This window comes from Saprospiraceae bacterium (genome assembly GCA_016710235.1).
Lineage (GTDB): Bacteria > Bacteroidota > Bacteroidia > Chitinophagales > Saprospiraceae > Vicinibacter.
In genome coordinates this window covers 984,477-1,008,358 of record JADJLG010000001.1, presented here as the reverse complement: position 1 = coordinate 1,008,358, position 23,882 = coordinate 984,477, and the positions used below count along the sequence as shown (strand labels likewise).

The 23,882-nt window shown below is 39.9% G+C and carries 17 protein-coding genes; 12 read left to right on the top strand and 5 right to left on the bottom strand.

What is annotated here, in order from left to right:
• Nucleotides 1-225 precede the first annotated feature (225 nt).
• The 7 genes from IPI99_04200 to IPI99_04170 all read left to right on the top strand — a co-directional run bounded on the left by IPI99_04200 (nt 226) and on the right by IPI99_04170 (nt 8,840).
• Entirely contained in the window at nt 226-753 is a 528-nt protein-coding gene (locus IPI99_04200; GenBank protein ID MBK7339715.1) for a DUF4230 domain-containing protein, read from the top strand.
• Between the two features lies 1 nt (nt 754).
• Complete coding sequence (locus tag IPI99_04195) at nt 755-1,657, top strand: EamA family transporter (GenBank protein MBK7339714.1); 903 nt, start codon at nt 755-757, stop codon at nt 1,655-1,657.
• Between the two features lie 196 nt (nt 1,658-1,853).
• Nucleotides 1,854-3,263, top strand: coding sequence for a tetratricopeptide repeat protein (locus IPI99_04190; GenBank protein ID MBK7339713.1), 1,410 nt, complete (start codon nt 1,854-1,856; stop codon nt 3,261-3,263).
• A 188-nt stretch (nt 3,264-3,451) separates the two neighbouring features.
• Nucleotides 3,452-4,696 (top strand): CinA family nicotinamide mononucleotide deamidase-related protein, encoded by a 1,245-nt coding sequence (locus IPI99_04185; protein ID MBK7339712.1) that lies wholly within the window; start codon nt 3,452-3,454, stop codon nt 4,694-4,696.
• 52 nt (nt 4,697-4,748) lie between these two features.
• Nucleotides 4,749-6,068: a 2-oxo acid dehydrogenase subunit E2 gene (locus IPI99_04180; protein MBK7339711.1), complete on the top strand. Its 1,320-nt coding sequence runs from the start codon at nt 4,749-4,751 to the stop codon at nt 6,066-6,068.
• Between the two features lie 8 nt (nt 6,069-6,076).
• Nucleotides 6,077-8,281, top strand: coding sequence for an OmpA family protein (locus IPI99_04175; protein ID MBK7339710.1), 2,205 nt, complete (start codon nt 6,077-6,079; stop codon nt 8,279-8,281).
• Nucleotides 8,282-8,288: 7 nt separating this feature from the next.
• The gene (locus IPI99_04170) at nt 8,289-8,840 is read left to right on the top strand and encodes a hypothetical protein (protein ID MBK7339709.1); all 552 of its coding nucleotides are present in this window, start codon (nt 8,289-8,291) and stop codon (nt 8,838-8,840) included.
• A gap of 82 nt (nt 8,841-8,922) precedes the next feature.
• Here the strand turns inward: IPI99_04170 and IPI99_04165 are convergent, their stop codons facing one another.
• Both IPI99_04165 and IPI99_04160 read right to left on the bottom strand, forming a co-directional pair.
• Nucleotides 8,923-9,297, bottom strand: a complete 375-nt coding sequence (locus tag IPI99_04165; protein MBK7339708.1) for a CrcB family protein — start codon at nt 9,295-9,297, stop codon at nt 8,923-8,925.
• Between the two features lie 4 nt (nt 9,298-9,301).
• Nucleotides 9,302-10,363: an undecaprenyl/decaprenyl-phosphate alpha-N-acetylglucosaminyl 1-phosphate transferase gene (locus IPI99_04160; protein ID MBK7339707.1), complete on the bottom strand. Its 1,062-nt coding sequence runs from the start codon at nt 10,361-10,363 to the stop codon at nt 9,302-9,304.
• Between the two features lie 690 nt (nt 10,364-11,053).
• Here IPI99_04160 and IPI99_04155 point away from each other — a divergent pair.
• Together IPI99_04155 and bamA are read left to right on the top strand one after the other, a co-directional pair.
• The gene (locus tag IPI99_04155; protein MBK7339706.1) at nt 11,054-11,797 is read left to right on the top strand and encodes an isoprenyl transferase; all 744 of its coding nucleotides are present in this window, start codon (nt 11,054-11,056) and stop codon (nt 11,795-11,797) included.
• A 150-nt stretch (nt 11,798-11,947) separates the two neighbouring features.
• Nucleotides 11,948-14,467 (top strand): outer membrane protein assembly factor BamA, encoded by a 2,520-nt coding sequence (gene bamA / locus IPI99_04150; GenBank protein ID MBK7339705.1) that lies wholly within the window; start codon nt 11,948-11,950, stop codon nt 14,465-14,467.
• A gap of 18 nt (nt 14,468-14,485) precedes the next feature.
• Here the strand turns inward: bamA and IPI99_04145 are convergent, their stop codons facing one another.
• Nucleotides 14,486-15,115: a carbonic anhydrase gene (locus IPI99_04145; protein MBK7339704.1), complete on the bottom strand. Its 630-nt coding sequence runs from the start codon at nt 15,113-15,115 to the stop codon at nt 14,486-14,488.
• A 245-nt stretch (nt 15,116-15,360) separates the two neighbouring features.
• On the opposite strand from IPI99_04145, the gene IPI99_04140 reads away from it, so the two are divergent.
• Together IPI99_04140 and IPI99_04135 are read left to right on the top strand one after the other, a co-directional pair.
• Nucleotides 15,361-15,876: a hypothetical protein gene (locus tag IPI99_04140; protein MBK7339703.1), complete on the top strand. Its 516-nt coding sequence runs from the start codon at nt 15,361-15,363 to the stop codon at nt 15,874-15,876.
• A gap of 326 nt (nt 15,877-16,202) precedes the next feature.
• Nucleotides 16,203-18,419: a TonB-dependent receptor gene (locus tag IPI99_04135; protein MBK7339702.1), complete on the top strand. Its 2,217-nt coding sequence runs from the start codon at nt 16,203-16,205 to the stop codon at nt 18,417-18,419.
• A gap of 469 nt (nt 18,420-18,888) precedes the next feature.
• Here the strand turns inward: IPI99_04135 and IPI99_04130 are convergent, their stop codons facing one another.
• Both IPI99_04130 and IPI99_04125 read right to left on the bottom strand, forming a co-directional pair.
• Nucleotides 18,889-19,302, bottom strand: coding sequence for an SET domain-containing protein-lysine N-methyltransferase (locus IPI99_04130; protein ID MBK7339701.1), 414 nt, complete (start codon nt 19,300-19,302; stop codon nt 18,889-18,891).
• A gap of 19 nt (nt 19,303-19,321) precedes the next feature.
• A complete protein-coding gene (locus tag IPI99_04125) occupies nt 19,322-20,524 on the bottom strand; it encodes a M28 family peptidase (GenBank protein MBK7339700.1) in 1,203 nt (400 codons plus the stop codon).
• Nucleotides 20,525-20,608: 84 nt separating this feature from the next.
• Here IPI99_04125 and IPI99_04120 point away from each other — a divergent pair, with 84 nt between their 5' ends.
• Nucleotides 20,609-23,776: a hypothetical protein gene (locus IPI99_04120; protein MBK7339699.1), complete on the top strand. Its 3,168-nt coding sequence runs from the start codon at nt 20,609-20,611 to the stop codon at nt 23,774-23,776.
• The last annotated feature ends 106 nt before the right edge of the window (nt 23,777-23,882 follow it).

The window sequence follows — 23,882 nt, the reverse complement described above, 5'->3', positions numbered from 1 at the left end:
GAAATTCAGCTTAAATAAGCTCAACACCAGGGCAGCTATTAAAATGGGCTGTGATGTTTTAGAATGAAATATAAAATATTAAATAGCACTCAAATTCAAGGGAAGGTTATTTTTGTAAAAATTTGGAACTCGTTTCTCTTATAAAACAAACAGCCGGACTTGAAAATATATATTATCCTATTCGCAATGTTGGTGTCATTTGTAAGTGGATTGTTTGTCTGCAAAATGATGACGCAAAAAAAAAGCAATCAGGTCGTAGAATCGACTGTGATGCTTGAAAAACTCCGCAATGTTTTCAAAATAGCGGTTATTGAATCAGACTACAGTGAACTCATCACAGTCAAAGACCATTTTTGGGTGGACATCAGCCCTTTTCGCAAGCAAGCGATTATCCGTGTGAAAGCTACCGTTATGGCCGGAGTAAATATGGATTCATCTTCTGTCAATATATTTGAAAAGGAAAAGAAAATCGTGCTCAGTTTTCAGAGCATGCCGGATATTTTATCGATAGATCATCAGATAGATTATTATGATTTACAGCAAGGGACTTTCAATCAGTTTACACCAGAAGAAATGACCAAATTACAAACCTTTGCTAAAGACAAGATCCGATCTGCCGCCATCAGCTCGGGTTTACTAAATAAGGCAGAAAAGAGAAGAGATGAAATGTTGCAACAACTAGAACTCCTTTTTAAATCTTCGGGTTGGAAACTGGAAGTCGTTAAAGTACAACCCCAGTATTATAAAGGATAAGGTGAACGTTGGCACTGGTTATTCTATTCGTGCACATACTGCGCTCATTATCGTTGCCGTCATTTATGGTGCGAATTATACCATAGCAAAATGGATTATGGATCCGGGCTACCTGAGTCCAATAGCATTTGTTGCATTAAGGATCTGGTTTGCTGCGACGTTATTCAGCATCTTGTTCTTGAGAAAGTCTTTGCTGGAAAGAAAAGACCTTTTCACCCTTTTCGTTTGTACCCTGACCGGAGTATTGTGCAATCAGTATTTGTTTTTTGAAGGTTTAGCCAATACATCTCCTTTACATGCTGCACTAATAATGGTCACCACGCCACTGATGGTCCTGTGGATCATGGTATTGAGAGGAAAGAAACTGAATAGTTACCAGGTTTGGGGCAGCGTATTGGGTTTCGCCGGAGCGGGCTTGCTTATTTGGAGTCGGGGGAATAGAAGTGACAAATCCTTTACCGTTTGGGGTGATATATTAGTTATGATCAATGCATTCATTTATGCATACTACCTTATTCGCGTACCGGAGCTTATCAAAAAGTATGGCGCATACAAAGTTTTGAGCTGGATGTTTGTGCTTGCAGCCATACTAGTGATACCATTTGGATGGAGAGATATTGTCTCTGTGCAATGGGATAGCTGGGATGCTAAAAGCTGGTTTGCACTAGGATTTGTCTTGCTGTTTACTACAGGAATAGCCTATTTTCTCAATACATATGCATTGTTGCACGCTAGTCCGGCGCTAGTATCCAATTATATCTATCTTCAGCCTGTTTGTGCAATTTCAATATCAATAAGTTTTCAAGGGGATCGACTTGACCTTGTCAAATTGTTGAGTGCGGGGATGATTTTTACAGGAATAGCAATTTCTTCTTACAAAATTCAAAATTCTCTTAACAGGTGAAATAGAAGCGATTATAAAAAATAAATTTTTACATGAGTAAAAATGTTAATTTATAAAATATTCGTTTCTAAAAAATTAAAACAAATAACTGAAATTTTGAATATGAACGCTTAGAAAAAATTTATTTTCATATTGCAGCACCAATTTGAACGAAAGCCTTACTTTTACCATCTATTTAATAATCCCCGCGGTAAACATGTCAAATAAGACGAAGCCAGACCTCATGATTTCAAAACTCATCCAGGAGTTTGAACATGTGAACTCAAACAGAACCAGGATACAGTGGGAAGAAAAAGCACTCTTAAAACTCATCAACCATTACGAACGGATAAATAACTTTGAAAAAGCATTAGAAGTAATTGACTTTGCTTTATTGACATTTACTGTTAAAAGTGAATTTTATTTACATAAAGCTCAAATTCTGATAGCACTTCAAAAACCACTAGCAGCAATTGATATTTTAGAGCAAGCTTTGAAAAATAATCCACAAGACAGCAATCTCATTTTGTATAAAGCGAAAGCCTTCTGCACGATGGGAGAATTTGCGACTGCCTTAAATTTAATCGAAGACATTAAGCGATCCCAGCATAAAGCCGACGACGTCGAAATACTATTAGTAGAAGCGTTTATTCAGGAATCCATGAAAGATTACGATCAAATGTTTTATAAACTTCAAGAAGCTTTAAAACTAAATCCAAACAATACTGAAGCTCTTGAACAAATTTGGATCAGTGTTGAGATATCCAAAAAATTTGAGGAAAGTATCAGATTACATAAAGAATTGATAGATAATAATCCATATTCTTACCTTGCCTGGTATAATCTTGGACATGCATATTCTTGTTTGGGAATGTATCAACAAGCGCTTGAGGCGCTGGATTATTCTTATTTGATCAATCCACACTTCGAACAAGCCTGCATGGATTGTGCGGAATTGGCTTTGCAAGAAAATCTATTCGAAAAAGCACTGGAGTATTTTACTGAAGCCAGTGAAAGATTTGGTGAAGATTCAGATCTCTCCGTAAACATAGTCGAATGTCTGATTAAACTCAAAAGATTTAAAGAGGCAAAATCAAAATTGCACAAGGCAATCACGCAAGATCCATATAATGATGAATTGTTTTATTATTTAGGAGAGTGTTATTCTGAAGAAAAAAACTGGACCAAGGCAATTAAATACTACAAAGAATCTCTCGAAATTGATCCAGAAAGAGAAGAGTTTCATTTTGGAATTGCAAAGGTATTTGAAATGACTGGAAATCTGCGCAAAGCCGAATTTCATTATAGAAGAGCATCATATTGCGGACAAGAGCAAAGCCAATACTGGGCTAGATATATTAGTTTTTTAATCAAGAATAATTTACCGGAAAAAGCACAAAAAGCTTTGTTAAAATCTGACAAAGTAAGTACCGGTGCAGACCTATTATATTGTAAAGCTGCTTTTCATTATTTGCAAGGTGACGAGAAAAAAACGATATCAATTTTGGAAGAAGCATTGGTAGATGATTTTCCTCAACGACATATCTTTGAAGAGTTAGCTCCCGAATTTGCTTCAGGACAACTCTATACTTCTATGTTGAAATATTTCATAGCGGAAATACAGTAGAAGCTAGAGATTTTTTTCACAAATTTCCTTTTTTTCTTTCCAAGATTTAAGTTTTCCTTTACACAAGGAATTCTGAGTAATACTTATTGATTTTGGGAGATAATTTTTTTCCGTACATTGGTAAAATAACATCCCCTCAAATCTTTTCACGATGTGAGACGTTTTGAATTGAACGAAATCAATTTTACATGAACGTTTCATTTATTGGAGTAGGTGATGAGCTTTTGCTGGGTCAAGTGGTAGATACAAATTCAGTAAGAGCAGCAGAGTATTTATTTTCTTTAGGTTTATCCATACAAAAAAAGTATTGTGTACAAGACCGCCAAGAGGAAATTATTAAAGTACTTGCACAAGCTTCTTTAGACTCTGATGTGATTTTGATCAGTGGGGGATTAGGTCCGACCAGAGATGATATTACAAAAGAAGCGTTGGCAGCATTTTTAGCTGTACCACTTGTCTATAGCGATAGATGTGAACTCCATGTCAAACAATATTTGGAAAAGCGTGGAATATCTATGAATGAGATCCAGAAAGTTCAGTGTTATATACCTGAAAACGCTGTATTGCTGGAGAACCCGCTTGGAACAGCTTTAGGAATATTCATAGAGCATGGCGGAAAAGTTTATTGTGCAATGCCGGGTGTACCTTATGAAATGGACTTCATATTACAGAATAGTCTGTCCGAGCACTTGGGCTGGCTAGGTCGTCAGGGTGGCTTATTGCATGAATCAATTCTGATCGGTGGCATGGGAGAAACAGCTATTGCTGAAATCATTGAACCCCTTTTGACAGACTTGCCGGAGGCGATTAAACTGGCATATTTACCTTCTATTGGCACAGTAACGTTGAGATTAACAGGAGATGAAAAGCTTGGGGTTGATTTGAAAGAGAACATCAAGCACTACATGGAGCGGATTAAAACTGCACTGGACAAAAATGTGTTGGCAGACAGTTCATTGCCCTTAGCACTAATATTGGGAAGAAGATTGAAAGCATTAGGATTGACTTTGAGTACGGCGGAGAGCTGTACAGGAGGATTGATTTCTCACAGAATAAGCTCTCACTCCGGATCCTCAGATTATTTTCTTGGCGGAGTAGTTAGCTATAGCAATTTAATGAAGGAAAAAGTACTGTCCGTTCCGGAACAAACAATCGAAGAACGTGGTGTTGTAAGCGAGGAAACAGTGAAAATGATGCTACTTGGTGCATGCAGTGTCTCCGGATCGGATATAGCGATTGCGTCAACAGGAATAGCAGGACCTGGTGGAGGTACAGAAGAAAACCCGGTCGGCACAATCTGGATTGCGGTTGGAAACTCCAAACAAATGAGAGTCAAAAAATTACAACTCAAAAGTGATCGCACCAGAAATATTGAAGCTGCGACAAACCAATCCTTCCTCTTGGCATTGGAGCATCTCCAATACCTCCAATAATCGGTCAAGAGGCCTTCATTTTTGATTACCTTTGCCTCAGAAAAAGCTGAATATGGCAAAGTTGGAGTTGATCATGCCTAAAATGGGAGAAAGCATCATTGAAGCGACTATCCTGAAGTGGCTTAAAAAGGAAGGAGATCCGGTTGAAGCAGAGGAAACAATCCTTGAAATTGCAACGGATAAGGTAGATAGCGAAATACCATCACCCTCAAAAGGAGTCATGGGTAAGTTGCTTTTTGATGAGAATGCTGTGGTTCCGGTTGGTGCAGTCATCGCTCATATATTGACCGGGGATTCAAGTCCTGAAAGTGAAATATCAAGCAAACCTGCTCCGGCAGTAAGCGCTTCGACAACACCCACGCCAGCTCGGTCAATTCAGGTTTCAACAGATCAGCAAGCTCAAATTGAAACAGAGAATAGATTTTATTCACCACTCGTAAAAAGTATTGCCAAACAAGAGAATATCAGCAGGCAGGAATTAGATTCGATTCAAGGTACAGGAGAAGGAGGCCGCGTAACAAAGAGAGATGTGATACATTTTCTGGAAACAGGAAGACCACAGTCGAAACCAAGCGTTCCAACTACTATCATTGAAACAAAATCGAGCAAGAGTATTTCGGCTTCTTCAACACCGACATTCAGTTCATCAGCTTCGATGAGCGGAGCTGTTGAGATCGTTGAGATGGATCGCATGAGGAAGCTGATAGCAGATCACATGGTGATGAGCAAGCAGACTTCGCCCCATGTTACTTCATTCGTAGAAGTAGATGTTACCGGAATGGTCAAGTGGAGAGATAAAGTAAAAGATGAGTTTGCAAAAAAATATGGTCAGAAGATCACCTTTACTCCATTATTCATCGAGGCAGTTTGCAGAGCTATCAAAGATTATCCAATGATCAATGTTTCTGTAGATGGAAACAGGATTTTGGTGAAGAGAGATATCAATATAGGGATGGCAGCAGCTCTACCCAGCGGAAATCTTATTGTTCCGGTGATCAAAAATGCAGACAGACTCAATCTTGCCGGCTTGACTTATCAGGTCAACGATCTAGCCTCTCGAGCTCGAGCCAATAAGCTTAAACCTGAAGAAATTCAAGAGGGCAGTTTTACATTAACCAACGTGGGTACATTTGGAAATGTAATGGGCACACCGATCATTAATCAACCCCAAGTTGCAATTCTAGCAACAGGAACCATAACAAAAAAACCGGCGGTAATCGAGACAGAAGATGGAGACGTCATCGCTATACGGCATATGATGTTCCTATCCCTTTCTTACGACCATCGCGTAGTTGATGGATCACTCGGAGGATCTTTTCTGAAAAGAATCGGAGACTATCTCGAAAAATTTGATACCAAACAAACGATCTAATCTTCAGGATGAAGATCACTTTTAACTTGCAGTTTGTGCTTTTATCGGTTGTAATGTTGACCTCAGCATTTCTTCAGGCGCAGTCATTGAGTAGATTTAAGGAGTTAGCAGAAGAAGCATTCAAGAGGGGGAATTATAACGAAGCTGCGGATTATTACCAGAAATCCTGGCCAAAAGTCACAAAAGACAAAGGAGATATTTTCAAAGCAGGCATCAGTTATTTTGAGGCCAACAGACTTACAGAAGCGATTCAAGCCTTTTCTATCTCCTCAGAGAAAAAGAAGTATAGAAAAGCGAGTTTTCTATACTTAGCAAAAGCATCTGTTCATCAGGGAGACTTTCGTTCAGCGATTCAGTATTACAAGAAGTACTATAAAGATCTTTCAAAAAAAGATCTTGAAGCTAAAAGAGAGATCCAAAATGAGGTGTTGAGATGTTCTAATGGTATAGCCATGCGCAAGAAAGAAGCCGTTGCGCTAATAGAAGCTATTGGAGCCGGTGTAAATACAGTCGAAGATGAATATGCAGTAGTACCAAGTAAATCGCGCCGATCCAGGATCTATTTCAGTGCTGTAAGAGAGGATAACGAAGGTGGAAAAAGAAACGAATCAGGAGAAATAGATCTCAAGGATGGAAAAGACCGGGCAGATATCTTTTTCAGTAGCCTGGAGCAAGGCTCATGGACTAAGCCACAAAAAGCAAATTCGCTGATTCAGAGTTCTAGAAACGATCAGATCATTGACTTGGTGCAAGATGGGCAAACTTTGATTTATTTCAGCGGTTGGTCGGACAATCAGGGACTCATTTTATCAGATACATTTCATGGGGAGAAAATTCAAAATTTACATTATCCAATCCAAATACCGATGTTAGGCGAAATCGGAGATTATTCGGGATGTTTTTTCAAAGATTCTCTATTGGTGTTCAGCAGTAAAAGGATGGGCGGATATGGCGGATATGATCTTTATTTGTCTTTACTTACAGATAAAGGCTGGTCCAGGCCCATTAATTTAGGACCAAAAGTAAATGGTCCTTATCACGAAATATGTCCTTATATCGCGCAGGATGGCAGGACTGTATATTTTTCTAGCAACAATCTGCAAAGCATAGGAGGCTTTGATGTTTTCAAAACGGCATTTTTACCTGAAACCGGGGGTTGGTCTTTTCCAGAGCAGATGCTTATGCCAATAAATTCGGGGGGAGACGATCTGTTCTTCAGACTAGGAGACGATGCCATCACGGCCTTTATGACTTCTGACCGAAAGAATCTGAGTAAAGGCAAGAGGGACGTTTTTTCAGTTTACTTTAAAGAAGAGAGGCCTGAACAACTTTATACTGCGGAGATCTCTGCTTTGCAAGAATGGTACAATCTTTCAGATAGCGCAAGGCTGTCTATCAGCGCCAATCTCACTGTATTTCAAGATGAAAATTTAAACCCGGCCTTGATTAAAACAATAGACTACCAGGTAGATGCGCTTTATTACAAAACAGATAATATTCTGGATGAAAATAAAAATCAATCTCAGCTGGATAAAATTATTGAAATACTCAAGCTCCATCCAGACCTCAAACTACAGATTATAGCCCACTCTTACGATCAAATCCAATCCGCAGTCAATTTGTATTCTTCGCTCAAACGGGCGGAATTGATCAGAGCTGCTCTGATTCAGAAGAGAATTGATGAAAAGCGCTTAACCATAGTAGCTGCAGGTAATTCATACCCAATCGCGGTCTCGGATCGCTCAGATCACGTGAATACTGCACTTTCAGATCGATGGAACAAAAGGATAGAATTTCGTTTTTTTGCTCCGGATTCAAGTCCGGTACGTGTCCATTATACTTTGCCGGCCATGCAGGGAAATGTCAAATATGCGTTCAATTCCGGATATCCGGAGTCGCAATCCGGGATCCGATATTCAATCCTGATTGGTGAATCAGATCAGCTATTTACTCATCCGCTCATTGGGAATAATCTGTATCCTCAATTTGCAATCCAAGAACCCAACCGAAACAAAACACAATATTACATTGGCAATTTCACCAGCTTTCGCGAAGCAGAACAAGTTCGACTCAAAGAACTGGGCGATTCTGAGGCTGTGTCACGACTGGTAGTTTTTTATCAGGGAGAAAAACCGGAAAGAAAGAAACTAATAGATTACGTATTAAAACAACCAGACATTATACTTTACATGGATTATTTGAGACGGAATTAGGATAAAAATGGGAATTTCATTTGTTAGACAAGGATTGAAGCACTTAAAGGAAGTTGGGACTATTACCAGGTCTTCATCATTTGTCAGCAAGATGATGGTAAAGAAAGCACAGATAAAAGATGCAAAATTTATTTTGGAGCTTGGAGCCGGAGACGGAGCAATCACACAACATATTTTGGATGCTATGCAAAAAGATGCAAGATTGATGATATTCGAAGTCAATCCGGAGTTTTGCAAACAATTGAGGAAAATTCCTGACAATCGTTTAATTGTGGTTGAAGATACCGCCGAGAGGCTACAAGAATATATGCAGCAATATCAATTTCCGATAGCAAATAGTGTTGTGTCTGCTATTCCTTTTGTCATGTTGAGTGATCAAGAATGTGAAAAGATATTAAAAAAGTGCCAAGATGTAATGAATTCTGGATCTTATTTTGTTCAAATCCATTACAGTCTCATGAAAAAGAAATTGTATCAAAAAGTTTTCGGGGAGGTTAAAGTCAAATTTCAGCCTTTGAATTTGCCACCTGCATTTATCCTGTGTGCACAGAAGAGTTAGGAAGAACTTTCCGGATTCTAGTCAAAATTAAATTCTCAAAATTTTATCATAAAAACTGAGTGACAATAATCGTCACGGTTTATTAGCTGACAAATTTTCTTGAAAGAAAATAACCGGCAGTGACAGCTATTACGCAAAGGCAAACACTTAAAGCGACATAGGAGAGTAGAAGTGTATATTTTTCCTGCCGAATAAAATGAAATATTTCTGAACTAAAGGTAGAGAACGTGCTCAGACCGCCACAAAATCCTATAATGACCAAGTACAATATCCAACTGCGTTCAGGATGAAGGATAAGTATAGAAGAAAAAATTCCAAGCACAAAACTACTCAGAATATTCGCTGATAATGTAGAAACAAATGGATAAGGAGTGAAAGGCACCCAAAGATTGATCAGGTATCGCAATACGCTTCCAATACCTCCACCCAACATCACTAAAATTATTTTTTGGATCAAATTTTTAATGATTAATTTGTTGTAATGATGTCCTTTTGCGAATGATGGTCCTGAGGACAAAAGTCATCGTCAATCCAAAAGAAAATAAAATGATTAACAATTTCATGTTGCCGAGGTCCCGAAATTGGAGAACAAGGAAAATGCTTAATGCATTTATGCTAACCAAAATTAAACTCGCCTGCATATGGCTACATCCGGCATCCAGCATCATATGATGTACATGAAGTCGGTCTGGATGAAAGGGAGATTTGCCACTGATGATCCTGACTATGAATACGCGTAGCATGTCGTACAAAGGAATGAATAGAATGCCTATCGCGACAGCAGGAGCAGAGATAAATTTATATTCTACGGACGGGATGTCTTTATGCAATTCGATAAAACGAATGGCAAGTATGCCACAGATTAATCCTACCAGCAGCGATCCGGTGTCACCCATAAAGATTTTTGCAGGTGTGACATTGTACTTAAGAAACGCGGTGAGGGAGCCGATCAGAGAAAAACTCAGCATACAAAGTATGATCTGATCAGTGATGTAAAACCAAAGACCAAAAGTCATACAGATTAAAATCCCAAGGCCGGCACTTAGACCATTTATACCATCTATCAGGTTGAAAGAATTGACAATAACAAGTAAAGTGAAGATAGAAAGACTAACAGCAAGCCACTCCGGAATCCAGTAAAATCCAAAAATGCCATACATTCCGGTAAGCCGAATTTTAGCTATAAAAACCAATATGCTGCAGGCAAATAGTTGACCAAGCAATTTTTTGTAAGGAGTGATCGGAATGATGTCGTCCTTGGCGCCAATCAAGAAAATGATAATGAAAGCACAAAGGATGTACTGAAGGTTTCCAAAAACCTGAAAAGGGGTCCAGAGAATAATGGAAAAAATCACACCTGCGAAGATTGCAATTCCGCCTAAGGTAGGAATACTGTTCTGGTGAACCCGACGGCCTCCCGGTTCATCCATTAGACGTTTTTCCTTCGCTATTTTAATGATAGAAGGAATAGCCACATAGGTCAGTATAAAGGAAGTCAGAAAACTAAGGACAATGTGGTACATGGACTTTGAAAGTACTGTGAGAAAAACAAATGTACAAGATTTCACAATATTCGGAGTCGAAGGTCGGAAGACTTTAATAAAATCGTATTTCCAAAGCGAGTCTACTTTCGTAAATTAAGCCTTCCAGAGCAAGATAGAACTATGAGTAAGATTACAATTAGAACATATAAAGTTATTGTTCCATAGGATTTTGAAGCGTTATTCCAATAATTAATCTCAAAATAGATTCAAACTGGCAATGGACCTGAATTCTCTTTATTAATAAAGGAAGCCTAAAATTTTTTATTAATCAAATTTGGAGAAAATATTTTGTATAATTGTATATTAATTTCATAACTTATGAGTGAAGCTAATTATTGCTATCCTATTAAAATTAATAATTTATTGAACAGAATTTAAAATGTTCAAATTTAAATCAATAATAGTTCAATTATTAACACAAATTTAGTAGTACAACATTAATAAGCAATATTGTCATCCAATCCTTGTCCCAATATTTATTTTTTCCAAGTATAAAATTATAAACAATGGATTGATTACAACAAATTTTCATCTCCACACCAGTAGGTATTTGCATTTTTATTATAAGAAACAATTTAATGAACTGCAACAGTTGGAGAGAAGACAGATCCAACAATTCACCATTTACAGTCTTGGATCAAATCTCCAAAAATAATATAACTTTGGGCTATGGACGACCTCAAAAAGCAGATACAGGGTGCCATCCCGAAGCATATTGCTATCATCATGGATGGAAATGGTCGATGGGCAAAACAATCTGGACAGCCTCGGCTATTTGGTCATAAAAACGGAGTAAAATCTGTCAGGGAGATCACAGAAGCTAGTGCAGAACTCGGCGTTCAGTTTCTTACCTTGTACGCTTTCTCAACGGAGAACTGGAATCGCCCCATGGCAGAAGTCATTGGTTTGATGTCTCTCCTTGTGGATACAATAGGTCTGGAGTTGAATACACTTCAGAAAAATAATATCAAACTTAGCTCCATTGGTGATCTTAGTAAGCTTCCTGATACCACACGTCTCGCACTGCAGGCAGCCATCAAGCAGACCAATGCAAATACAGGAATGAATCTAATTCTGGCTTTAAACTACAGCGCTCGGTGGGAAATTGCCCTCGCCGTCAACAAAATCGTTGACGCAATCCAAAGAGGCCAACTCGATAATCCCATCGATGAAAACAACTTTGGGAATTATCTAGATACCAAGGGGATTCCTGATCCGGAGCTTTTGATTCGCACGAGTGGCGAACAACGGATTTCCAATTTTCTGCTTTGGCAGATAGCTTATACTGAATTGTATTTTACCGAAACACTTTGGCCTGACTTTAGAAAAGAAGATTTATATCGCGCAATCCTCGATTTTCAATCGAGAGAAAGGCGTTTTGGCAAGACTTCTGAGCAGATCCGTCAGAACTGATAAAAAATCATTAAAACTCTAAAATAATCCAATCAATGCTCCGTTTAGGCAGCGGTGGTACAATCGGACAGATTGATTACCTTTGACCCCTGATTTCACAAATCTGAAGAAAGCAAGCGACTATCGTTTGTGTTGTTTACAATGTCTGATATGATAAAATTTTACGTTTTCGCATTGGGGATCCTGTCTTTTAGTCTGCTTTCTGCGCAGGGAAGGTTTGTAGAATACGATCGTGAAAAGGCCTATGAAATAGGAGGAATAAGTGTATCGGGAAACCAAACCAGTGATGAAAAAGCCATCATCGCCGTTTCGGGCTTGAGAATAGGCAAAAAAGTAAGCCTTCCGGGACCGGAGATTCCAGCTGCTATTAAGGCAGTTTACAGGCAGAAACTTTTTTCTGACGTAGATATCGTGTTTTCTAAAATAACGGGAGATGTTGCCTTTGTCGAGATCAGGGTCAAAGAAAAACCCAGATACGCCTCACACAAATTTAAAGGAGTTAAAAAAAGTGCACATGACGATCTCAACGAAATCGTGAACAGGCAACTCATCAAGAACAGCATCCTGACTGAGGATGTCAAAGAGAATGTCATTAGGGGGATTGAGGACCATTATCGTGACAAAGGCTACTTAGACGTAAAAGTCGCTCTGACGGAAACTATCGATGACAAAAAAGACAATGCTGTCAAACTAGGAATAGACATTCGCAAAGGCAAAAAGGTAAGAATATCCAATATCACGTTTGATGGAAATCAGTATGCGTCCGACAGAAGTCTTCGCAGGAAAATGGATAAAACTAAACGGCTATGGAAGATATTTTCGAAATCTAAGTTCATCGAAGAGGATTACGAGAAGGACAAGGACCTGATATTGGCATATTATCGAAACAAGGGCTATAGAGATGCAAGTATAGTCAGCGACTCAGTCTGGAGAACAAAATCTGGGAGGATCAGAATTCACATGAATGTAGAAGAAGGTGACAGGTATTACTTCCGCGACATCAGTGTCAAAGGAAATACACTGTACACTGAGGAGCATATCAAGAATGTACTGGGAATACAGAAAGGTGACGTGTACAATGAGGAACTTCTTCAAAAACGACTTTCTTTTAGTCAGGACGGAAGAGATGTGAGCAGTCTGTATATGGACGAAGGGTATTTGTTTTTTAGAGCGGAGCCAGTTGAACTTGGAGTTTACAAGGACAGCGTAGATATTGAAGTGCGCATCACTGAAGGTTCTCAAGCGACAATTGACAGAGTAACGATTCAGGGCAATGACCGTACTCACGAACACGTGATTCGCAGAGAGCTGCGAACCAGACCAGGTCAAAAGTTCAGCAGAACGGATATCATTCGCTCCCAAAGAGCCATCATGGCTCTGGGCTATTTTAACCCAGAAACTATAGGGATCAATACTCCCGTAAATCCTAAAAGAGGTACTGTTGACATAGAATATACTCTGGAAGAAAGACCTTCAGATCAGCTTGAGCTCTCAGCAGGCTGGAGTGCTTATGGCCTGATTGGGACTTTGGGTGTAGTATTCAATAATTTTTCGACACGAAATCTTTTTAAAAAATCCAGCTGGAGCCCGCTTCCTCAGGGAGACGGACAGAAATTGTCTTTGCGTGCACAGTCCAATGGTAGATATTTCCAGTCCTATACTTTTTCATTTACTGAACCCTGGCTGGGAGGCAAAAAACCAAACTCGTTCACTGTGGGAGCTTCTTATTCAGGGATCAACTATGAAAGTACCGGTGGAGGAAAATTCAACATTATTCGCGGATTTGCCACTTTAGGATCTCAGCTTAAAAAACCTGACGACAACTTCATCACAAGTACTACCCTCAACATGGAAAGGATCCGTCTGAGTGATTACTATGGGTTTAATTACAGAGGAAGTACGGTAAACAACGGTGACTTTTACAATATCAGTATCAAACAAACTCTGGCGAGAAATACAGTCGCCGATCCGCTTTTTCCAAGATCCGGCTCGAGATTCAGCGTGAGTGTGCAATTGACACCACCCTACTCACTTTTTAGACAATCCTGGGATCCTTCGCAAGGTACTCTCAATGAAAGATTTAGATGGGTAGAATACCACAAATGGCGCGTTGACGGTGAATGGTATTTCAATCTTGTGAACAAACTCGTCCTGGCTTGTAATGCCAAACTGGGATTTCTGGGAGCTTACCAGACTAAAGTAGGAACTCCTCCATTTGAAAGATTTGTACTGGGAGGAGATGGACTCAACAATCAATCCTATACCATTACCGGCCGCGATATCATCTCAATGAGGGGTTATACTGTAAATGATATCTGGGCTCGCAACTCCGCAGATAAATCCACTGAAAACTCTTCTACACGTGATGATGCAACGGTGTTCAACAAATACACTGTCGAACTTAGATATCCTCTATCACTCAACCCGAGTGCGTCCATTTATGTCTTGGGATTTGTGCAAGGAGGAAATCAGTGGCAGAAACTGAGCCAGTTCAATCCGTTTGACATGAAGCGTTCTGCCGGGATCGGCGCCAGAGTATTCCTTCCGATGTTTGGACTCCTAGGATTCAACTATGGCATTGGATTTGACAAGCCCTGGCTCAAGGAGCAGGGTGCAAGCTGGAAAAGTTACGGAGAGTTCAACTTTATCCTTGGATTTGAACCAGAATAAGCATTTCTGATGCTCCCACTATTGTGTCAAATCATAGATTTTCATGATTTCTTTAAGGATTTTCGGATAATCTATTTTAAGGTCGATGATCCTACCACAATAGATGTCAAACACCCATCCATGTACGGTTAGTCCATATTCAAGATAGGCCTCTTGCACTGCAGCTGTTTTAATCAGATTGGTACATTGTTCAAGTACATTCAGCTCTGTGAGACGATTGATTTTTAGCTGAGGGTCCGTGATCTGGTCCATATCCTCCTGATGATGTCTATAAACGTCTCTGATATTCCGCAACCAGGGATTGAGGATGCCCATGTCTGTAGGAGTCATAGCTGCCTTGATACCACCACACTCATAGTGACCACAAACTACAATATGCTTTACTTTCAGGTTGCGGACTGCAAAGTTGATCACTGCCATCACGTTGAGGTCGATAGAGATGACCATGTTGGCTATGTTGCGATGGATGAAAATTTCCCCGGGTTGGGCGCCCATAAGTTCTTCAGTAGTCACCCGACTGTCCGAACAACCAATGTAGAGGATTTGCGGACTCTGGCCCTGTGATAGTTTTGCAAAATAGTCAGGATCAAGATTCAGTTTATCTTGTATCCATTTTTCATTATTTTGAAATATTTTTTTGAAATCCATAAGTTTTTATTTGAATAACAAAATATTATTTGGCTTTGCCGGGTAAAAGAAATTTGATTTTCGATTCAATTGCCCATGCCACAAACCTAAACAAGCCAGGGCATTTGAACCCACTGAAGCCGTCCCGAGGCATCTCCATGCGAAAGTTAATCTAAATTGAGCTCGTCCAGGAATTTTTCTACAATATAGAAATTGGAATCTACAGCGGTCTGTATGTATTGAAAGTTAGCTAACTTGCCTGCGGTTTGAAAAAAACAGCTCTTTTCGGGATTTTGCTGTTGCTGATCTTGCAGACAGGAGGACTTGTCATGATCGGAAATCTCCACCAATGGTTGATTAAAGCTGAGGTTTGGCTTGCTTTGGAGCAAGAAGACGAGAATATGAATAAAATCATCCTATCACTGGACGAGTTTGAGAAAAGTCGTATCAATACATTTGAGTTCAAATGGAAAGGTGAAATGTATGATTTCAAGTCGCATCAGATTCAAGGAGATTCTATTTACCTGATGGCACGAAAAGATGATGATGAAAATCATGTACTGAAGTGTTTGATGCATCTGTTGAGGGAAAGTCAAGGCAATGACCAATGCCTGCTTTTGCAATTTGTCAAATGGTTATCTATACCCTACACTTGCCCTGATGCCGAATGGCTAGTCTTCATAGAACATTTTAAACCAAGAAAAAATTTCTGGTATATTGATAGATTGTACTTTGTATTGACTGAATTGAACACGCCTCCGCCAAAATACTTATGGGCTTAATTTAATATTAAAAAGTTTTGTTCGAGTTACTTTAAGATCTACTTTCTTATACTTCTACAAATGAGTGGTATGTTGAAAGAGCTTTTTATCAAGCGAGACCAATTCTTTTTATTATAATCTGAAATTTAATTTCGACAAAATATTTTTTTTGATACTTCGGTGATTTATTACTTAGGGATTGACCATTGGTCAATCTGTGTGCGATGAACGAAATAGATATAAATGAATCTGAAGTCAAATTGGATTTTTGTCCCTACCAAATTATTTTAATATTCATCATGAGATTCTTTATTGAATCTCACAATTAATTAAGCTGTTTTTAAAAAATGAAAAAAATTATTTTAACAATAATATTGAGTATAGGCGGCATTGGTGCAGGAGTACAGGCTCAGAAAATTGATAGCATCGATCCTTTAACGCTCAACGAAGTGGTGATTTCGGCAAATAGAGACGAAGACATCGCAAAGAATGTAGCTCAAAGCATTAAAACCATCAGGGCTAAAGAAATTCAAAGATCGCAAAGTCATACTACAGCTGACTTGTTATCCTCTCAGGGAGTATTCGTCCAACGCAGTCAACTAGGCGGGGGAAGTCCTGTCCTGAGGGGCTTTGAGGCGAGCAGGATCATGCTTGTCCTCGATGGTGTGCGAATGAATAATTTGATCTATCGTGCAGGACATTTGCAGGATATAGTCAAAACCGATCCCAATAGTTTGGAAGCTGTAGAAATAATGTATGGACCGTCTTCTACGATATATGGAAGTGATGCTTTGGGTGGCGTCATTCATATGCAAACCAAAGATCCGAAATTGTCATCTGACGATAGTGCTAATACTTCTCTTGGAATTTTAGCCAGATACGAAAGTGCAGCAAAAGCTTGGACAACTCATGCAGAATTCAATTACGGGAAAAGAAAGTTTGCCTCACTGACTTCATTTTCGTATTCTAAATACAATGATTTAATGGGAGGAAAAAATCAAAATCCTTTTTATGATACATCTTATGGCACAAGAAATTATTATTCGGAATATTTGGGAGGAGGAAGAGATAGCGCAATTTTAAATGACAATCCATACCTCCAGATTGGAACCGGATATTCTCAGTATGATATCCATCAAAAATTTGTGTACATGCAGAATTCCTTTTTATCCCACAATTTGAATTTGCAATATTCAAATACTACTGATGTACCTCGTTACGACAGACTCACTGATCCGGGTTCCGGCACTCTATTGAAATCAGGAGAATGGTATTATGGACCTCAGTCTCGGGCTTTGGGAGCATATGATTTGAATTTTTACAAAGGAAATTCTTGGTTTGATGTGATGCGCCTAAGTCTCAACTACCAGCAATTGCAGGAGAGTAGGCACAATCGCAATTTCAATAGTTCCAACCGTAATAGTCGGACAGAAGACGTGAATTTGGGTGGATTAGTATTACATTTTAATAAAAAAATCAGGGCACATCAAATCAGATATGGTATTGATGCGCAGATGGATAGACTGAAGTCATCTGCATTCAAAAAGAATATCGTAACCGATGTGGAAAGTAAACTGGATACCAGATATCCTGACGGAACCAATCGGATGGACCAGATATCTCTATATATAACTCATAACTGGAAAATCAATAATTATCTATCCTTGGTTGACGGTCTTCGTGGAGGTTATACAAAACTTCATTCCACATTGAAAGACACTGCATTGTTGTTTCATCTACCATATTCTGATATCGAGCAAAACACACCGACTTATTCAGGAAATCTGGGTTTGATTCATACTCCTGACAATGATACGAAGTTTTCATTGTCAGTGAGTACCGGTTACAGAGTACCCAATGTTGATGACCTTTCTAAAATATTTGCTTCTTCTCGAGGAAATGTCATTGTGCCCAATAAGGATTTGAAACCGGAAAGTACCATCAACTACGAGTTCTCATTCACCAAAATCATACACAGCCATTCACAATTTGATGCGAGTATTTATTATACGGATTACAGAAATATTGCGGTAGTGGACAAGTTTACTTTCAATGGCCAAGACTCAATATTGTATGATGGTACATGGAGTCAAGTGCTTGCGAATCAAAATAAAGAAAAAGCCTTCATTTATGGATGTAATGTTCAGTGGAAATCTAAATGGGGAAAACATTTTACCGGGACTGCAGGAGTGAACTATACATACGGTCGCATCAAAGCGGAAAATGAAAATTCACCCTTGGATCATATTCCACCACTCATGGCTAGAGGATCCATGCAGTATCAGTTTGGTAAAATGGATGGCGAAATCTTTTTGATCTATTGCGCTGCAAAAAGGCTTAAAGATTATTATCTCAACGGAGAAGACAACGAGCAGTATGCTACTCCTGACGGGATGCCGGCTTGGATGACTTTAAATCTGAGATTGTCCTATTTGTTGAGTAAGCAGTTTACAATCCAATGTGGAGTTGATAATTTGTTTGATACACAGTATAGAGTCTTTGCGAGTGGCATCAATGCTCCGGGTAGAAATTTGATTCTAGCTTTGCGAGCAAATCTTTTGTAGTTTGAAGTACATTTCACTTCCATTAGTGATTAATAAGTTAACTAAATTTTGTAGTTGAAATTCTATTCTGAGTCCAAGCATCTACAAACGCATTGATTTGTGCTTTGCTTAATTTGCAAGAATGGATTTTTTGAAAAAGCCATGCAGCTGTACTAGTTTATTTTTAAAATTGATGCCATAATAATATAAAAAGAAACTAGTTTCCTTTCTTAAAAACCTTCGTAATGACTGGCAAAGTATTGCCCGGTTCCCTCGTTATGGAGTGAAATCGAGCACTCGATTTTCACTTGAAGGAACCATTCGGTCGTGTCAAAATTCTTGATTTTACTACCAATTTGATTCTCATTGCGATCCCAAACTCGAACATCCGGGTTTAATTTTTTCCAAAGGAAGAAGTCATCCAAACATGAATTCCCAATCAGAAATCCGTTTGCGAAAATCAGGTCTTGGGTGCCGGGTCAAGACCAAATTAGGCTTTAATCCTTTTGATACGATGACCTTTTTCATCAAACCACAACTCAGCTTGGGTGCCGGGTTCACCATGATAGTTGATGGTGATTTCTTCTCCGGCAGTGATATTTTTTATCGCACGGATGTCTATGGTATTTTCTGCCATGTCAAGCACATAAGAAGCATTTGGAAAGTCAGCATGATTGTACAATGAGCCATAGCCAAGCGCGATTGCGGCTTGATCGTCATCATGCCCCCAGACAAAGTAATAGTCGTGTAAATCAGTATGATGAATGATGTCTACCTCATGACTAGGGATGATGATTACAGGGCAGATCTCTATGATACTGCCGGCAGATATTTCCTCCCTACAATACACGCCCCTGCCGCTGGTTACAGAAGGTGCGAAATACAGTCCGGGAATTTGTTGCATGACAGTTTGAAAAGTTCAATTAAAATTCAACTTCATATGTCAACTGTTCGCCCTTGCGATCTACTGTTACTTTGGTTTTATCACCCTTTTTATAGTTGCTCAGAGCTTTCATATAAGCATAGATATCTTTGATGTCCATATCCCCGACTTTGACGATGACATCACCACCCAGCAACCCCGCTTTTTTAGCAGGTCTGTCATCCAAAACGGCGTCCACACGCATGCCGTTACCACTGTATGAATAATCCGGCATCACGCCCAGAGTGACTTTAAATGCCGCGGCTTGTTCTTTATTTTCGTCTTTTGTTTTTTGAAAACTCAACATAGGTTCTGAAGATAGTTGTAATACAAGGTTATAGATAATTCCCGAAATCTGGTAAATACCCTCATAGTTGACCAATGGGGAGTCGTCACTTGGTTTATGATAATCCGTATGAACTCCTGTAAAAAAGTGTAAAACCGGTATTGATTTCAAGTAGAAGGAGGTGTGATCTGAGGGCCCGACGCCGCTTTCGCTCAAAGTAAAACTGAATCCTTCGGGTTTTACTTTTTCGAGGAGCTGATTCCACTCTTTTGCAGTACCTGATCCGCTTATGGCAAAGCTTTTTTCAGCTTTGAGACGTCCAACCATATCCATATTGATCATGGCTAATACTTTTTCCATAGGGATCACCGGATTTTCGCAGTAAGCTTTGGACCCAATAAGGCCCAGCTCTTCTCCTGAGAAAGCGATAAACAAAACATTGACCCCTAATTTTTTTTGAGTGCTCAATTGTTCAGCCAACCAAAGAAGGCTCGATATTCCGCTGGCATTGTCGTCTGCACCATTATGAATGCTGTGGTCATTAGCAGCTAATGAGCCTGTGGCTCCGAATCCCAGATGATCATAATGTGCTCCTATGATGATGGTTTTGTCTGCATTTCTATTGAGAAAACCGATGACGTTGGTTCCTTTTTTGTCTTTTACAGACTTTTCATGGGGATTGGATGCGAAATCGAAGCTTTGGTAATACTTGGAATTTCCTTTTGGTTCCAGGCCAATAGCTTCCATCCTGGATGAGATATACTCCGCAGCCAGTTTTTCGCCACGAGCTGCCGTTTCTCTACCTTCGAGGTCGTCAGAGGATAGATAGACTACATCCACATGGATTTGTTGCCAGGGTCTTTGGGCCATAAGAGACCAGCAACTTAGAAAAGCAATTACCGTGATGCGTATTTTCATAAGAGATCTGATTTTTTTAATTATTTTTGATCAAGAGGGAAACAAAAATATAACGAAAAGAGTCTTTCAGAAAAAAATTGTGACATGAGGTGGATTATTGTATTGTTATCAATGCTTGTGATGGCTTCTTGTAAGCGAGGTTCCGAGGGGGATAAGCAATCTGTACTACAAAGCAAAAATGCCGGGTCTATTACCCTGCCAACCTATTGGAAAGATCCCAAGGTATTCGAGTTTCACCGGGAAGCGAGTCGCACTGACTTTTATCCATTTGAAAACACATCTCTAGCAGATGCGGGTATGATGCAGAACTCTGACCGTTACGAAAGTCTGAATGGGTTTTGGAAACACAAATATTTTTCCGGACCGGAAGAGGTGCCCGCGGGAGTAGAAAGTCAGGCTTTTGCCAGTTTGGCCTGGAGTGAAACGCCCGTACCCTCCTGTATGGAGCTCAAAGGTTTTGGGGTGCCACTATTTCGATATCACAGATTGCCGGATGGATTTCATTTTCCCTATCCACCGGAGAAAGATAATGGAGTTCAAGTGTTCAAGAGAACGTTTAAAGTGAAGGATACCTGGAAGGACATGGATGTGTTTGTAAACTTTGAAGGAGTCAGCTCAGGTTTTTTTGTTTATGTAAATGGCCTTCTAGCAGGATATTCTGAGGACTCCAGAGCCGGTTCAGAATTTCATATCACACCTTATCTGAAACCTGACCAGAACGAAATCACGGTCGTTGCATTCAGGTATTGTGATGGCAATTATTTTGAATCACACGCGCAGTGGTTTTTATCAGGAATATTTAGAAAGTCATTTCTTGTCGCAAGACCGAAGACGAGGATAAAGGATTTCTATGCCAAAACCGGATTGAAAGACGCATATAAAACGGGTACACTGGATCTGGATGTCTTGGTCCACAATAATCTCGCCGAATCCAGGAAAATGTCAATACAAGTTTCATTAGTGGATGAGTCGAAGTCTGAGGTCTTCAAAACCATCAAGGCCATTGAAGTGCCCAAAGAAGCAGAGCAATCGTACAATTTCAAAACGGATATCAGATCTGTCAAGGCCTGGTCAGATGAAATGCCGGGATTGTACAATCTTCAAATCAGCTTAATGGAATCTGACAAGATTGTCGAGGTATTGCAGTATCCTATCGGTTTCAGACAATATGAGGTGAAGAATGGTGTCTTTCTCGCGAATGGAAAACCAGTTAAACTTCATGGTGTCTGGAAAAATGAGCACCATGCTGCCTCGGCCTATACTTTGCAGCCTGCCGACATTGAAAATGAGGCAGACTTGATGAAACTCAACAATATTAATGCCGCTATGCCGGCACAAGGATCCGCCGATCCTCATTGGTACAAGACCCTTCAGAAGTTCGGCATTTACATATTGGATCAGGCTAATATAGATCTGGCCGGAGTGGACTCTTCAAGGACAGAACTGATCTCGCGCGCATATTACAGCGAAGCTTTTTTGTTTCGTATCAAAAACATGTTTGAACGAAACAAGAACCGTTGCAATATAATTGCTTGGAGTCTGGGCCGCAACTGTGGTGAAGGTGACAACCTGATCAAAGCCTCCACCTGGCTGAAGGAACAAAATAAAACCGCTTTGGTATGTATCGACGATGAAGGTTCTTCGTTTGGTGATATCATCCTGGGACCAGCTAAAACGGCTTTTTCCAATTATGGAAAACCTTATCTCATCCAGCCTATGGCATCAGCCTTCGGCAATGCTCTTGGTGATCTGGAGCCTCTATGGCAACGCACGCTCAGTGCGCCTTCTGTAATGGGTGGATTCATCGATAGTTGGAATGAACAAAGCTTAGTTCGGTTGAATCAAAGAAATGCAAGTTACTATGCATACGGTGGAGAATACGGCGAAGCCTCTGACAGTTTCTTGTGTGTAAGGGGTTTGATGTCGTCCGATTTCAAGACGGGCCCTTGCTTCAATGGCTTCAAAAATGCGTTCAAACCCTTTCTGATCAAGGCAATTGATTTGGAAAAGGGCGTGTTTGAGATCAGCAATTTGCTCCAATTCAAGATAGCCGATAATTACCATTTGTTTTACACTGTAGAAGAGGAAGGCCGAGTGCGCAAAGAAGCAAAAATTGAAGATTATCCAAGCAAACCCGGCGAGAAAAAACGAGTAAAAATTGATTATCAGACTGATAATGTGGCACCAGGCAGTGATTACTATATCAAATTTAGTCTTCAAGAGCTGACTACGAGCAGGGGTATGCAACGGATGTTGAATCCGGGAGTTGAGCAATTTAAATTGCCTTTATATCAGGCAGCCCTACGAGCTGATTATAAGGCTTATCCGGAACTGAAACTGGATGAAACCGGTGGCGAAATCCTCGTGAGCAGTCCCTATTTTTCTGCTTCTGTTAGTCGGAAGAATGGTTTTATTTCAACAATGAAAGTGGGACCACAGGCGATGATTGAGAATGCATTGACGCCTATGTTATGGCGGGCGCCTACCCTGTCGGACAGATATTGTGGGCGTGCAGCAGAACAAGCCGCATTGAGACATATCGCCGACGCCCCAGCTGTAAGGGAGATCAAGGTTATAGAGAAGTCCGCAGAAATCGTGAAGTTGCGTGTGGAATCTACCCTTCCTCTGGCATCAAATGCACCCATGGTAATAGAATACGCTTTCCACAAGTCAGGCGATATGAGTATAGTCCTGAAGTTGGACTGGTCCTTAGCCAAAGACTTACCGGAGCCGGAACGATTGGGATGGTTTGTAAACACGCCTTTCAATCTGTCCAGAACAGATTGGTTTGGTTTTGGTCCGAGCGATACATATGCTGATCGAACGACAGGGATGACGATGGGACTGTACAGCCAGGCTGTCAAGAAAAACTACATCCCATATTCTGTTCCGGAGGAAGGAGGAAATAAAAGCGGTGTGAAATGGGCAACGCTGACTACATTCGAAGATAAGGTTTGGAAAATCAGCAGTGATGAGCCTTTTCATATCAACCACATGGCCATCGACTATTACGCATTGGCGGGAACAACAAGGTCAGCATTTGAAATTCCCTATTCACGAAACAATAGTTTGATATTGTCCGCCTTTTTGGCTGATCTCGGCGATGGACAAAGCTGTGAAAGTGTCCGATCTTTAAACCAGAAAGACAGAAAATATGAATACAGCTTTTATTTCAGTCTGTATGATGAAAGAAATGACCCAATAAAGAACCGGTGGAATTATTTTTTGCTCCAAAAAAAGCAGAACCTCTAGAGGATAATGAAAATCTGTGTCGAAGCAGACGACTTGTAATGCTACTCGAGGGTTGGTCGTTGAAAGGATTTTTCAATGGAGGAGCAAGTCAAAACAGACAGGAAAA

Excerpts from the sequence above, each read along its gene's own strand:
- IPI99_04200 (MBK7339715.1), top strand. The coding sequence starts at position 226 with ATGATGACGCAAAAAAAAAGCAATCAGGTCGTAGAATCGACTGTGATG.
- IPI99_04190 (MBK7339713.1), top strand. The coding sequence starts at position 1,854 with ATGTCAAATAAGACGAAGCCAGACCTCATGATTTCAAAACTCATCCAG.
- IPI99_04185 (MBK7339712.1), top strand. The coding sequence starts at position 3,452 with ATGAACGTTTCATTTATTGGAGTAGGTGATGAGCTTTTGCTGGGTCAA.
- IPI99_04180 (MBK7339711.1), top strand. The coding sequence starts at position 4,749 with ATGGCAAAGTTGGAGTTGATCATGCCTAAAATGGGAGAAAGCATCATT.
- IPI99_04175 (MBK7339710.1), top strand. The coding sequence starts at position 6,077 with ATGAAGATCACTTTTAACTTGCAGTTTGTGCTTTTATCGGTTGTAATG.
- IPI99_04170 (MBK7339709.1), top strand. The coding sequence starts at position 8,289 with ATGGGAATTTCATTTGTTAGACAAGGATTGAAGCACTTAAAGGAAGTT.
- IPI99_04160 (MBK7339707.1), bottom strand. The coding sequence starts at position 10,363 with ATGTACCACATTGTCCTTAGTTTTCTGACTTCCTTTATACTGACCTAT.
- IPI99_04155 (MBK7339706.1), top strand. The coding sequence starts at position 11,054 with ATGGACGACCTCAAAAAGCAGATACAGGGTGCCATCCCGAAGCATATT.
- bamA (MBK7339705.1), top strand. The coding sequence starts at position 11,948 with ATGATAAAATTTTACGTTTTCGCATTGGGGATCCTGTCTTTTAGTCTG.
- IPI99_04145 (MBK7339704.1), bottom strand. The coding sequence starts at position 15,115 with ATGGATTTCAAAAAAATATTTCAAAATAATGAAAAATGGATACAAGAT.
- IPI99_04135 (MBK7339702.1), top strand. The coding sequence starts at position 16,203 with ATGAAAAAAATTATTTTAACAATAATATTGAGTATAGGCGGCATTGGT.
- IPI99_04130 (MBK7339701.1), bottom strand. The coding sequence starts at position 19,302 with ATGCAACAAATTCCCGGACTGTATTTCGCACCTTCTGTAACCAGCGGC.
- IPI99_04125 (MBK7339700.1), bottom strand. The coding sequence starts at position 20,524 with ATGAAAATACGCATCACGGTAATTGCTTTTCTAAGTTGCTGGTCTCTT.
- IPI99_04120 (MBK7339699.1), top strand. The coding sequence starts at position 20,609 with ATGAGGTGGATTATTGTATTGTTATCAATGCTTGTGATGGCTTCTTGT.